14 protein-coding genes are annotated in these 12561 nt (G+C 28.7%); 2 read left to right on the top strand and 12 right to left on the bottom strand.

All coding sequences use genetic code 11. The features are described from left to right. Nucleotide 1 precedes the first annotated feature (1 nt). The 3 genes from CM240_RS14730 to CM240_RS14720 are packed head-to-tail and all read right to left on the bottom strand — an operon-like array spanning nucleotide 2 to nucleotide 2938. Nucleotides 2-1009, bottom strand: coding sequence for a FecCD family ABC transporter permease (locus tag CM240_RS14730; RefSeq protein ID WP_044040259.1), 1008 nt, complete (start codon nucleotides 1007-1009; stop codon nucleotides 2-4). Continuing rightward, a complete protein-coding gene (locus CM240_RS14725) occupies nucleotides 1009-2001 on the bottom strand; it encodes a FecCD family ABC transporter permease (protein ID WP_044040258.1) in 993 nt (330 codons plus the stop codon). The genes CM240_RS14730 and CM240_RS14725 overlap by 1 nt, the downstream gene beginning before the upstream one ends. Then, entirely contained in the window at nucleotides 1988-2938 is a 951-nt protein-coding gene (locus tag CM240_RS14720) for an iron-hydroxamate ABC transporter substrate-binding protein (RefSeq protein ID WP_044040257.1), read from the bottom strand. Before CM240_RS14720 ends, CM240_RS14725 begins: the two co-directional genes overlap by 14 nt. Before the next feature lie 217 nt (nucleotides 2939-3155). On the opposite strand from CM240_RS14720, the gene CM240_RS14715 reads away from it, so the two are divergent. Then, complete coding sequence (locus CM240_RS14715; protein ID WP_044040256.1) at nucleotides 3156-4163, top strand: helix-turn-helix domain-containing protein; 1008 nt, start codon at nucleotides 3156-3158, stop codon at nucleotides 4161-4163. A 163-nt stretch (nucleotides 4164-4326) separates the two neighbouring features. Here CM240_RS14715 and pyrE read toward each other — a convergent pair whose 3' ends face one another. The 3 genes from pyrE to CM240_RS14700 all read right to left on the bottom strand — a co-directional run bounded on the left by pyrE (nucleotide 4327) and on the right by CM240_RS14700 (nucleotide 7021). Then, nucleotides 4327-5007, bottom strand: coding sequence for an orotate phosphoribosyltransferase (gene pyrE, locus CM240_RS14710; RefSeq protein WP_044040255.1), 681 nt, complete (start codon nucleotides 5005-5007; stop codon nucleotides 4327-4329). A gap of 224 nt (nucleotides 5008-5231) precedes the next feature. Next, nucleotides 5232-6011, bottom strand: coding sequence for a class I SAM-dependent methyltransferase (locus tag CM240_RS14705; protein ID WP_044040728.1), 780 nt, complete (start codon nucleotides 6009-6011; stop codon nucleotides 5232-5234). A 53-nt stretch (nucleotides 6012-6064) separates the two neighbouring features. After that, complete coding sequence (locus tag CM240_RS14700; RefSeq protein ID WP_044040254.1) at nucleotides 6065-7021, bottom strand: D-2-hydroxyacid dehydrogenase; 957 nt, start codon at nucleotides 7019-7021, stop codon at nucleotides 6065-6067. A 141-nt stretch (nucleotides 7022-7162) separates the two neighbouring features. On the opposite strand from CM240_RS14700, the gene CM240_RS17645 reads away from it, so the two are divergent. Next, nucleotides 7163-7321, top strand: coding sequence for a hypothetical protein (locus CM240_RS17645; RefSeq protein WP_156930614.1), 159 nt, complete (start codon nucleotides 7163-7165; stop codon nucleotides 7319-7321). Nucleotides 7322-7446: 125 nt separating this feature from the next. Here CM240_RS17645 and CM240_RS14695 read toward each other — a convergent pair whose 3' ends face one another. The 6 genes from CM240_RS14695 to CM240_RS14670 form a co-directional block, all read right to left on the bottom strand. Beyond that, complete coding sequence (locus CM240_RS14695; protein ID WP_044040253.1) at nucleotides 7447-7992, bottom strand: hypothetical protein; 546 nt, start codon at nucleotides 7990-7992, stop codon at nucleotides 7447-7449. 13 nt (nucleotides 7993-8005) lie between these two features. Further along, nucleotides 8006-8974 (bottom strand): ABC transporter substrate-binding protein, encoded by a 969-nt coding sequence (locus CM240_RS14690; protein ID WP_044040252.1) that lies wholly within the window; start codon nucleotides 8972-8974, stop codon nucleotides 8006-8008. Nucleotides 8975-9006: 32 nt separating this feature from the next. Then, entirely contained in the window at nucleotides 9007-9720 is a 714-nt protein-coding gene (locus tag CM240_RS14685; protein ID WP_044040251.1) for an ABC transporter ATP-binding protein, read from the bottom strand. Continuing rightward, a complete protein-coding gene (locus CM240_RS14680; RefSeq protein ID WP_044040250.1) occupies nucleotides 9707-10471 on the bottom strand; it encodes an ABC transporter permease in 765 nt (254 codons plus the stop codon). Before CM240_RS14680 ends, CM240_RS14685 begins: the two co-directional genes overlap by 14 nt. Next, complete coding sequence (locus CM240_RS14675) at nucleotides 10464-11090, bottom strand: hypothetical protein (RefSeq protein WP_044040249.1); 627 nt, start codon at nucleotides 11088-11090, stop codon at nucleotides 10464-10466. The genes CM240_RS14680 and CM240_RS14675 overlap by 8 nt, the downstream gene beginning before the upstream one ends. A gap of 330 nt (nucleotides 11091-11420) precedes the next feature. After that, nucleotides 11421-12356 carry a CPBP family intramembrane glutamic endopeptidase gene (locus CM240_RS14670; protein ID WP_044040248.1) on the bottom strand — a complete coding sequence of 312 codons (936 nt, stop codon included), beginning with the start codon at nucleotides 12354-12356 and terminating at the stop codon, nucleotides 11421-11423. Nucleotides 12357-12561: the final 205 nt, after the last annotated feature.

Raw genomic sequence — 12561 nt, 5'->3', positions numbered from 1 at the left:
ATTATTTCTCCTTCATCATTAAATAAATAAAATATGGTACTCCAAATATAGATACTGTTATTCCTACTGGAATTTCAATTGGAGAAAATAAATTTTTAGATACTGCATCGGCAACTACCATTATAATTACACTTATCATAGCTGATATTACTATAAAATTTCTATGATAAGGTCCCACTAATTTCTTTGCAATATGTGGAGATATAAGTCCTAAAAATCCTATATTACCAGCAAAGGCCGTTGCTGATCCTGCTAAAATTACAGCATAAGTTAAAAACTTTTTTCTTTCTTTTTCTATATTTAATCCTAAAGATATTGAAAGTTCATCAGATAAACTTAAAACATCTAATTTTTTATGATTTAATAAAACTAATATAAACATTATAACTACTATTGGAATAATAACTTTAGCATAGCTCCATCCTGAACCCCAAAGACTTCCTGAAGTCCAAACTAACACTCTATTATAGTCACCAACGCCACCTCTAAAAGTGAAGAATGTTATAAAAGCATTCAGTCCTGCATTTAATCCAATTCCAATTAATAATAGTCTTTTAGGTCTTATTCCACCTCTACTAGACATAAAGTAAATTATTAATGCAGTAACTGCCGCTCCTACTATTGCCATTAATGGTAATACAAATATTGAAAGCTTACCTAGCTCACTATAATATGCTCCAGTTGAATATGTAATAAATAATACTGCTGCAACAGAAGCTCCAGCATTTATACCGATTATTCCTGTATCTGCTAGATCATTTTTAGTTATAGTTTGCAAAATTGCACCTGCTGTAGATAATGCTATAGCAACAAAAATTCCAACAAGAAGTCGTGGTAATCTTATATCTAATATTGCAGTGTTTTGTATTCGCGTTCCATTGCCAAGAAGTGTTCTTATTACTTCTACAGGAGTAACTTTGTATGTACCCCAACATAATGTAACCACAAAGGAGATAAGTAATAAAATAATTAAAATTCCAGTTACTATTTTAAATTTATTTTTATTCATTATCCTCTCTCCTTTCTAGCTACTGAAATGAAAAACGGTATCCCTATAAGAACTGTAAATATTCCAATAGGTGTCTCATATGGATCAAATAACATTCTTGCAGCAATATCTGCATATGTTAAAAGTACTGAACCTAGTAAAAAAGAACATGGAATATTTCTTCTATAATCTTCACCTAATGTTTTTCTAACGATTTGAGGTATTATAAGACCTACAAAAGCTATATTTTTACCAACTGCTACTGCTGCTGCACACATTGGGATCATGGTCATTAAAGTGATAAACCTTATTCTCTCTGGATTTTCTCCAAGACCAATGGCAACATCGTCTCCTAAGTTTAATATATTTATCTTAGGTGATAATAGAATAGCTATAATAAGCCCTAAAATTCCTATGATAAATACTAATTTAAAATCTGACCATGTAGCATTTCTAAATCCCCCAGATACCCAAAAACCTATCATTTGTGATTGATTTGATAAAAGACCTATTACTGTTGTTAACGAAATAAAAAATGTGCTAATTGCTGTTCCCGCTAAAAGAATTTTGGTAATAGAGTTGTTATTTGCTTTTTTAGATATAAAACTTAAAACTATTATTCCAGTAATAAATGCTCCTATAAAAGAAGCTATCATAACATTTCTAGTTGTTATTCCAATTCCCGCTGCATAAAAAATAGCTATTACTAAAGTTGCTCCTTGGCTTATACCCAGTATTGACGGCTCAGCTATTGGATTTCTTGTTATACCTTGAAGCATCGCACCAGTTACACCTAATATTCCTCCTGTAATAAGTACAGAAAGTGCTCTTGGAATACGTACATCTCTTACTAGCATAAGTTCTAAAGTTTCATTATAATTAAAAATACTATTCCAAATGTCCTTAAAAGTAATATGGACGGATCCTAGCCTTACAGCTAGAACCAGTCCTCCTACTAAAAGTACAAAACTACAAATGACAAATATTATTGTAAGTTTATTACTTTGTTTCATTTAACATTTCACCTATTTCATCTACTAATAGATCTCTTCCTATACAACTATATCCTTGGTTAAAGTATGGTGATGCTCCTAATACTACTACTTTACCTTCTTTAACTGCAGGTAAGTTGTTCCAGATTGCATTGCTTTCTAGTTGTGCTAAATCTTCATCAGTTGCTATTAAGAATATATAATCTGTATCAATTGATGCTAATCCTTCGTAAGTTACAACTGGAAGGCTGATATCAGTTTGTTCTGGCATTCCTGATGGTTTACCAAGAGCCATATCTTCATATAATACGCTACCGAAACCTGCACCATCAAAAATAAAGAATTGACCACCACTTGCTAAGAACGAAAGATATGTTGTATTTTCACCATATTGAGATTTAATTTTTTCTCCTGCTTCCTTAGCTTTTGCTTCATAATCTGATAACCACTTGTTTGCTTCATCTTCTTTATTAAATACCTTTGCAAATTGCTTCACATCGTCTTTCCAGTTTAAAGCTTCTAATTGAATCATAACTGTAGGTGCTATTTTATTTAATTGATCGTACATTTTTTCTTGAACAGTCGATATAACTATTAAATCTGGATTTAAATTCATAACAGCTTCAACATCCATAGTATCTTGCATACTATAACCTAAAATTTCTGCACCTTTTAATGTATCTTCTAAATATGCTGGAAACTTAGTATAATCATACGCATCACTATTAGCTGTTCCTATAACTTTATATCCTAAAATTGATAAGATATCACTATTACCACTTAAATCTACTATTCTCTTTGGATCTTTAGGTATTTCAACTTCTCCTCTTACATCTGTAACAGTAACAGTGTCAGTTGATACCTTATTATTACTTTCATTTCCTTTATTGCTACATCCCATAAGGAATACACTTGTTACACATGCTAGGGCTAATGCTTTTAATAACTTTCTCTTCATATGTAAAAACCTCCATATATATTGATAATTGTATCTTTACTTCTTTTATCTGCTCAAATTGTATCTGAGAATGATTATCATTTCAATACATGCACCTAATTTAATAATTTTATCATTTATTTGAATAATTTTTGTTATAATAAATATATATTTATGTTATATTGTTCCCCATAGAAATATAAAAAATTTAAATATTAATGAAAGTGAGAACCCATTTATGAATTCTAAAAATCCAAAGGATTTTCAAAGTAAAGTTTTAAAAGAAATGACCTTTACTCCATTTACTATGGATAATTACACTATTTATAAGAATGCACATAGACCAGAACTTGGTTACTTTATTAAATATGCTAGAGAAGGATATTATGAATTTGGAATTGGAGATTATACTATTCCTAACAATTTTACTCTTTCTTTTGATCATAACGAAGAGTTGATGAGATTTGGCACTGTATATACTGGAGAAACTAAATTTAAAATCGAAAATAACCCTATTTCCTCTTTTACTCCCTCTTCATTTTTCGTAGTAGAAAAAATGCTACGTGGAAAACAAACTTGGAAAAAAGGTCAACACTTTCATGGAGCAGAGATAACAATTCATAAGAAGTATTTTAAGGAAATAATAGAACCCAACTTTCCTAACACAATTAATTTTAGTGATTTTATAAGTAATTATACATATCGCTATCTTCCATTAGAAATTGCTTCAATAATTCAAACTCTACGAAGTCTAGCTGAAAGTGATAAACTAACTGCCATATATTTAGAAAGTAAGATTTTAGAGGCTATCGCTTTAATTAATAATGAGATTTTTTCATCACCAGAAAATGCTTTTACTAATCAACTTGATTATGGCGATATTAAGATTGGTAAAGATAGATATATAACTTTAACAGCCTCTGATGTTAATGCAATACAAAAAGCTTATGATATTTTAACAAAAGAAGCCTGCAATCCTCCAACAATAAAAAGTTTAAGCAAAATGGTATTCTTAAATGAACAGAAACTAAAAGCAGGATTTTTAGCAAGATATCACATGACAATTAGTGAATATACCTGCTCAATAAGAATGACTATAGCTGAAAATCTACTTTTTACCACTGAATTAACTGTTGATGAAATATCAAAAAAAGTTGGATATAGCTATAGTGGAAATTTTGTAAAAATGTTTAAACAAATTCATGGAAAAACGCCGTTGGCCTTCAGAAAAATGAGAAAATATTAAAATTGCTAGAATTAATTTACTTCTAATAAATTTATGTAAATTTTTTCTATACGATGTATACTTCTCTACAAACTTTAATATAAAATAAACCCCAGCAACAACTTTTGCTGGGGTTTATTTTATAAAATCACTCTCGAAAAAACTTTTTGTACTTTATATTTTATTAATCTTCTTTTGCACCATATTGAGCATAATACTCGTCTATTCTTTTATTTATCTCATCGTCAATTATTACTTTTCCATTGATTTCTTTGTTATAAAGATATTCCCTAACTTCTTCCATAGTAACAATAGCACAAGTTTTAAATCCAAATTCTTCTCTAATTTGTGATAAAGCAGACTTCTCTCCCTTACCTCTTTCCATTCTATCTACAGAAATTATTAATCCAGTAACATCTACATTTCCTTGACTCTTAAGGATCGGCATTGTTTCATATATTGAAGTTCCCGCAGTTGTAACATCTTCTACAATAAGAATTTTATCTCCATCATTTATTTTACTTCCAAGAAGTATTCCAGTATCTCCGTGATCTTTAACTTCTTTTCTGTTAGAACAATAATTAACATCTATATCATACATATCTGATAAAGCTATTGTAGTTGTTACTGATAATGGTATCCCTTTATAAGCTGGACCAAATACTATGTTATAATCATCTGGAAAATTCTCCTTTATTGCTTTTGCATAAAATTCTCCTAATCGCTTAAGTTGTTTTCCTGTTCTGTAGTTACCTGTATTAACAAAGAAAGGTGTTTTTCTTCCACTTTTAGTTACAAAATCACCAAAAGTTAATACGTTACTTTCAACCATAAATTCAATAAAATCTTTTTTATATTGTTGCATTTTCATTTCTCCAATTTCTTTTTAAAATTAAGCAGATATTCCACTTCCCCTTAAATTATCATACTTGAAACGCAACCTTTGCATAAAAAGGCCTTCCTTATAATAGCTATAAGGAAGGCTTGGTATACTACGCTCAAAAATATAACTTCCTTACTGATTTCTCGAACCAATTTAAAGGGGTTAATACTTACTTTTATTTAAAATATCATTTTTTTGAGTCATTGTCAAATTTTTTTCTCAATAACACCATATATAATAGAACCATTTTTCTTTCCACCATAATATTTGCCAATCCCAAGATTATCCAAATCATTAAATCCTCGTCGCTCTTTAATGACAACTCTCTTTTTACATACTCTAAGTGCTTCTAATATAATTTCTCTTGTTAATCCCCTATGTCTTGCAAAATCTCTAAAAGAATTTATTGATGTTGATTTTTTATTAGGTTCTTTAAACATAGGATCAAAGTATACCACATCAAAACTATTATCACTTTGTTTTGAAAGATACTTCTCATAAGATTCATTAATAACTTTTATGTTAGTTATACTTTCACCATTAATATCAGTATAATTCTCCAACCCACATTTACATAAATATGCTATATATTTATTAACTTCTGTACCAACCACAGAGCCGCTCTTTCCAACAATAGCGGAAAATATTAAAGCATCTCCAGCAAGACCTAATGTACAATCTAATATACTATCTCCTTCTTCTAGCTGTGTTGCTTCCATTATAGCTACATTATCCCCTTGTTTAATTGACTTAATCTTAAACTCCGCCATACTTGGGTGCCAAAATAAAGTGCTGTCTTCATTCTTAATGACAATTCTATCTTTTTCAACTACTAATAAGTAGTCAAAATCATCTTCAATAATTGTTTTTCTAATACTATAATTTTCTCTTTTTATATATGGTATATTTAAATCCTTGGATATAACTTTTGCTTTGTTATTTAGTATTTCATCGCTTTCTCTTGTTGTTGTAACTGCAATCTTCATTTTTTCCTCTGTATCTTTCTTCATTTGTTTTACCATCTACAGTGAATACTGATTTAAACTATTCTATTTCTAATTTCCCCTTTATAGAAACTCTCAATATTCTTTACCACTTCATTTAGTAATCTAGTTCTCGCTTCTACTGATGCCCATGCAATATGTGGTGTTAAAATAAGATTTTCTTTATTTTTAACATGTAACAATGGATTTTCTTTTTTAACTGGCTCTATTGTAAATACATCTAATGCTGCTCCAGCTATTACTTCTTCATCTATAGCACGTGCTAAATCTTCATCTACAACTATTGGTCCTCGTCCCATATTTATTAATACTGCATTTTTTTTCATCTTACATAAATTATTATAATTTATTAATCCTTCAGTATTTTCATTTAATGGGGCATGTATTGAAATAATATCACAAGTACTTAATAATTCTTCTAAACCTACTCTAGTATAATGGTCATTATTATTTCTTCCTGATGTTGAATAGTATATGACTTCAGCACCAAAAGCATCAGCAATATGAGCTACCTTTCTTCCAATAGCACCTAATCCAATTATTCCCCATCTTTTACCTTCAATATCATTAAAAGGCTTACTTAAATCTGTAAATAAACCTGAGTCACTATATTTACCACTCTTAACGAAATCGTCATAGTATCCAATTTTATTATATAGACTTAATAATGTAGCAAAAGTATGCTGCGCTACTGTTGGAGTTGAATATCCTGCTACATTAGTAACTGCAATATTATTTGCTTTAGCATAATTTATATCAATATTATTATATCCTGTAGCAACTTCACATATTAATTCTAAATTCTTAGCTTCTTTTAAATTGCTTTCATTTAAAACAACTTTATTTACAAATACGATATTAGCATCTTTAATTCTATCAACTACTTCTTGAGGATTAGTTCTATCATATAATACTACTTCACCAAAACGATTAAATAGCTGAAAATCTAAATCTCCTAGTGTATCTTTTTCTAATACAACAATCTTCTTCATAATATTCACCTTCACTTATTATTCTATTCATTTAATTATACTACAAATTTACCATGAGACCACTGCAATAACCAATGGGTTTTCGTAAGCAATAGATCCTTATCATGGCACAAGTTAGAAGGTACAGAGCACAAGTAATGTATGCTAGTGAATAGACAAGGTGAAATTATAGCATTTAAGCATACTTCCACTTTATTTATTGTATTGAACAGAAGAACATTAACATCTAAAGATCCTCATATAAAAGAACGCTGTAGAATTGATTCTTTAAGTATGATTTTAATGACACAACAGCCATAGCAGATAAGATTATTTCTATTAGAAAATAAAATTTACTGAGTCCATAGAATAAAAAAATCCACGACATTTCTGCCGTGGATTTTATAATGAAGTCAATTCACCAAAAACATATTTACTACTAATTTTTATTTTACAATTACAAAGAGTTCTTCTGGCTTAGATGCCATAATACTGCTAGCTAATTCTTTTCTTAATGATAATAATTTTTCTTTATCTTCTATTCTCATATCAATATTCTCTGCTTTACACTTATGTGATAATTTTGAATAATTTATAAATTCAGTAGGTATTATACCTTCCTTTAAGTATAACTTAATTAGTTTACCATCATATCCTATTTCAAAATAATATCTTCCACCACCTGGTGCTTCTTGTCCCATTTTATCATTAGAATAATCCATATCCAATTCTAAATTACCATAGGTTTTTACACGCATAACCATTTCTGCTGCATCTATTATACCTTTTCCATTTTTACCTATTCCACTATAAAAACTGAATTTACCTCTTTGCGGTATTTCATCAGAAAGTTTAGGGAAAGTCATCAACATTATTTTAAATGCTAACGCTGCTCCACCTATCATTTCTCTACCATGATACTTTAATATATCATTGTATGTTATCTCTATAATATCATTTTTATCTCTTATTACAACTTTTTCTTGTATCATTCAAATTCACCTACTATTTTATAAAAAGTTCCTCTGTTTTAAATTCTTCTTCAATCATTCCAGTTTTAAACATAAAATCTGCTATATTTTGGAACGCTTTGCGATCTTCATCTGTAGTTTCTATAGAGAAATCATATTGCTTGTACATTTCTTCAACTGCTGATTTATCTAAATCAAGTTCTTCGGCAACTATTTCCATAGTTTTATCGTAGTTTTCATTCATGTATTTTATTATATTTTCTTGAGCTTTCACGAATAATTCAACTTCCTCTTTGTGATTATTGTAGAAATCTTCTCTAATTGCAACTGCTATTACTGCATCTGTTAATCCTTTTCCATTAGTTACTAAATTGTATCCTTGTTGTTTTGCTTTATATGCAGTAGGTCCTGCAAGTAATACTACATCAACACTTTCTCCATCTAAAGCTGCTTTTGCATCAGCTATAGACATATTAACATAGTTAACATCATCTATAGTCATTTCAGCTTTTTCAAGGTATGCTACTAATAATTGGTGTAAGTTAGTTCCAACTGGTCCTGCTATAGTTTTACCTTTTAAATCTTGTGCTGATTTTATAGTTTCATCGATAGAATACATACAGAATGCTTCCGGTGATCTACTATACATATTTAATATTTTTATATCTGCATCATTTGCTGCTGCTAAAATTACAGAAGTTCCTCCAACAGCATATAATATATCAACATCACCTGATGCTAATGCTTGAGTTTGATCAGCTCCTGATGTTATTTCAGCATACTCAATAGCTATATCTTTACCATTTCCACTGAACTCATCTGCAAATATATTTTTATTTTTTTGTATTATACTTGGTACATTTAAAGGCGACGTTACATGTGTTATTACTAACTTATCTAAAGTTGATTCTTTTGTTGTTGTACATCCAACCATTGATATCATTAATACTCCGGTTGCCAGTAGCAATGATAATTTTCCTTTTATTAACTTATTTAATTTCATAGATTTTATCCTCCATTATCTACATCTTTTAATTATATAACCTTTAAGTCATCAATTATTTTCTTTTTTAATTTAACAAACTTACTATTTAATAAGTCTCTTGTACTACTTTTTTCTTCAATTTCATATTGAGATTTAATAACACCTTTTTCTAAAACTATTATTTTATCTCCAAGAATAAGTGCCTCATCTATACTATGAGTTACAAATAAAATTGAGCATTTTGATGTTTGGTGAATCTTCAGTAATTCCTTTTGCATTTGTTCTCTTGTAAAAAAGTCTAGTGCTGAAAAGGGCTCGTCCATCATTATAAAGTCTGGATTACATGCAAAAGCTCTTGCAATTGATACCCTTTGTTTCATACCTCCTGATAATTGCCTTGGATATGCATTATAGAATTTTTTAAGTCCTACAGTTTCAATAATATCATCAATCTTACTATTATCTATATCCTTATTACGTATACCAAATGTTATATTCTTTTTTACATCTAGCCATGGCATTAATCTATCCTCTTGGAATACATATGCCTTCTTTTTTGAGTTAGCACCTAATATCTCTCCTTGATCAAATTCTTCTAAACCTGATACAAGTCTTAATAAAGTAGTCTTTCCACACCCACTTCGACCTAAAATTACTGTTATTTTATTTGATGGTATATTTAAATCAATTCCATTTAGAACTTTCATGCTTTCTTTTTCAACAGTATAGAACTTGCTTACATTTAATAATTTAATCCCATCCATTTTCTTCTGATCCTTTCAAAGCCTTATCGATTATAAGTGCAAACAACCTATCAGTTATATAACCAACTACACCTATTACTAAAATTCCGACTATAACTTTATCTGTTCTAGACATTTGCTGAGCAAATAAAATCATATGACCTAGACCAGATGATGCAGCAATCATCTCTGCACTTATTATAGCTCTCCAACTATAGCCTAGTCCTATTCTCATTCCAACTAATATATCTGACATAGCGTACGGAAGTCGTATCTTAAAAAAGCTATTTACTTTTGAATATCCGTATATTTCTCCAACTTCTAATAGTTTTTTATCACAACTTACAAATCCCTTTACTGTATTTAAATATATTGGGAAAAATGCAGTTAGCACTATTATTCCTATCTTGGTTGTTTCACCTATGCCAAACCATAAAATTAAAAGAGATATTAAACTTAATGGTGGTACATTCTTTAAAAATTGAATTATATTTTCATAGTAATCATTGCATTTAGGTAAGATAACCCTCACCATTGCTAATACAAAAGCAAATAAAGTTGCTATGAAAAATCCTTTTAAAACTCTTACGAAACTTATATAAATATCTTCAAAGATTTCTCCTGATTTAATCATTTTTAACAAACTATCTAATACTTTTGATGGAGATGGTAAAATATAAGAACTAACTAGCTCCATTTTAGTAACTATGCTCCATATTAAAACCAAAGTTATAATAGAAATCGATGTTTTTATAACTTTATTCTTATTCATTTATCAACACTCCATCTCCATTGTTACACCCATTTGTACAATAAAGCATCTCAACTAAGTCACTTTCCTTATGTAGGTTATTTTTAAAGTACTCTTCTATATTTTCTTCTCCTGAAATACTACTGATTTTAGCTTTTAATGACTTAAAATAACCAGGTGGAATAGGACTCTCATCAAGTGGTTTTACTTGAATTTTTCCATGTAGATTTAAATCCTTTACAAATTCTTTCCAACTTATAAATACGGTGTCTTGTAAATTCTTTTTATTTCCATATAAAGCTAAACTTTCACATGGTGTAGTAATTATTTTTTTCTTGCCCTTTAGATCCTCTCTATTTGCAATTTCAATACCACAATGTATTAGAATTGGATCAATTTGAGGAATAAAAACATCTTGGTCATTTACATATTCATTAATTGTATCTATAGCTAAAGGACATCTTCTATCTAAAAGTGTCTTTCCCGTTGATTTAAGAGCCTCGTTATATTTTTCTTTTACAATTTTATGCCAATCGTTTTCAACTTCTACCCTTGAGTAGCCATTGTTAAGTAATACTTGATCCAGTTCTTCTTTTATATACATATTATCCACAACTGGATTTATAAAAATATATGACATAGCTGTCTCCCTTCTATAACGTCCTATATTTCAATTCCGGATATTGATACTTATTATCAATATTTTTTTATAATTATACTTTCTTTTTATATAAATATTTTTATTCATTATTTTTAATACGAATTATAATTCTTATTTGTAAGTTACCGCTATAGTATATAACATTTAATATTGATAATCAATATCATTTTTATATATTATTTTTCTTTTTATTTATTGCTAGTAAACTTATACTTTTTTAGTACATTTAGTCGTAGTTTTTTAATAAAAATGGCTATTGCAAACCCTAACTAAAAAGTTACCTTTGCAATAGCCCACTCATAAAAGATACTAAGAAATATTATCACCTATGTTACTATTTTTATTTGTAAGAAAGTATACTAATAATATAGAAATTAATACTACTATTGTAACTATAATACCACCCTCTGGGCCAAAATTTCCTCCACTAATAATGGTATTACCTATACTCTCTGTAGTGTATAATCCTTCTGTTGTAGTTCCACTTACTAGAAACCCAAAAACATTGCCTTGAAAATAATTCCATGTAATGTGATATCCTATAGGTAACCACAGGTTATTTGTCTTTATAAACATATAACCTAACAAAATTCCTACTAAAAATATATTAATAATAGATAATATTGTAACTCCAGGATTTACTCCATGCATTATTGAAAAAATTGCTGATGATACAATTAATGGGATCCATTTTTTATTAGTCTGTTCAAGAACTTTTATACAATATCCTCTTGAAAACATCTCTTCACTAATTCCTACAAAAATAAATAAAATTAATGAGGTAACTAATGACATTGAAAAATTGGGGTTAATAAAACTTGTTGTAACCTTAGCACTTCCAGTAAGAATCAAAATAAGAAATACAATAGACATTGAAAGTGCTCCAAAAAGTAATCCTAAGCATAATTCTTTAAATGATTTTTTTATATTTTTTAATCCAATATCTCTTATCGGCTTTTTGTCTAGAATTTTCCAAAATAGTACTACAGAAAAAATCAATGATACACATTGAATAAGAAATAAAACAAAGCCTATTGATGATGACGTATCATATATTCCAGAAAAGTCAAAGTTAATGTTAAATGCTCCACCGTTAATATCTAAATTCTGAAACATATACTTTACCATATAAATAACCATTGGTATAATTGATACAGTATATGTTATTAAGTAAAATGATAGGAAAACTATTATTATTTTCCATCCACTTCGTATTTGATTTTTATTATTTTTAAAAATTCTCATTATAACCCTTCACCTCTTGTATATTTTATCATAAATTACACAATTATACTCTTTTTTATTCTTTGTATAGTTTTGTGATACGTATGAAGCTTGCACATATTAATGCAATATGATATATAGAAGCTTTATTAATTGATATAGAGTATTTGATGATATAAGGTTTAGATATTTTATTTATTAATTATAAAAATTGGGACTAAAGCAC

This window comes from Clostridium bornimense, assembly GCF_000577895.1.
Classification (GTDB): Bacteria; Bacillota; Clostridia; order Clostridiales; family Clostridiaceae; genus Clostridium_AN; species Clostridium_AN bornimense.
This window is presented reverse-complemented; position numbering and strand designations above follow the sequence as displayed.

Bases quoted from the DNA above. Each gene is read 5' to 3' on its own strand.
- CM240_RS14730 (WP_044040259.1), bottom strand. From the start codon at position 1,009: ATGAATAAAAATAAATTTAAAATAGTAACTGGAATTTTAATTATTTTA.
- CM240_RS14725 (WP_044040258.1), bottom strand. From the start codon at position 2,001: ATGAAACAAAGTAATAAACTTACAATAATATTTGTCATTTGTAGTTTT.
- CM240_RS14720 (WP_044040257.1), bottom strand. From the start codon at position 2,938: ATGAAGAGAAAGTTATTAAAAGCATTAGCCCTAGCATGTGTAACAAGT.
- CM240_RS14715 (WP_044040256.1), top strand. From the start codon at position 3,156: ATGAATTCTAAAAATCCAAAGGATTTTCAAAGTAAAGTTTTAAAAGAA.
- pyrE (WP_044040255.1), bottom strand. From the start codon at position 5,007: ATGCAACAATATAAAAAAGATTTTATTGAATTTATGGTTGAAAGTAAC.
- CM240_RS14705 (WP_044040728.1), bottom strand. From the start codon at position 6,011: ATGAAGATTGCAGTTACAACAACAAGAGAAAGCGATGAAATACTAAAT.
- CM240_RS14700 (WP_044040254.1), bottom strand. From the start codon at position 7,021: ATGAAGAAGATTGTTGTATTAGAAAAAGATACACTAGGAGATTTAGAT.
- CM240_RS17645 (WP_156930614.1), top strand. From the start codon at position 7,163: ATGCTAGTGAATAGACAAGGTGAAATTATAGCATTTAAGCATACTTCC.
- CM240_RS14695 (WP_044040253.1), bottom strand. From the start codon at position 7,992: ATGATACAAGAAAAAGTTGTAATAAGAGATAAAAATGATATTATAGAG.
- CM240_RS14690 (WP_044040252.1), bottom strand. From the start codon at position 8,974: ATGAAATTAAATAAGTTAATAAAAGGAAAATTATCATTGCTACTGGCA.
- CM240_RS14685 (WP_044040251.1), bottom strand. From the start codon at position 9,720: ATGGATGGGATTAAATTATTAAATGTAAGCAAGTTCTATACTGTTGAA.
- CM240_RS14680 (WP_044040250.1), bottom strand. From the start codon at position 10,471: ATGAATAAGAATAAAGTTATAAAAACATCGATTTCTATTATAACTTTG.
- CM240_RS14675 (WP_044040249.1), bottom strand. From the start codon at position 11,090: ATGTCATATATTTTTATAAATCCAGTTGTGGATAATATGTATATAAAA.
- CM240_RS14670 (WP_044040248.1), bottom strand. From the start codon at position 12,356: ATGAGAATTTTTAAAAATAATAAAAATCAAATACGAAGTGGATGGAAA.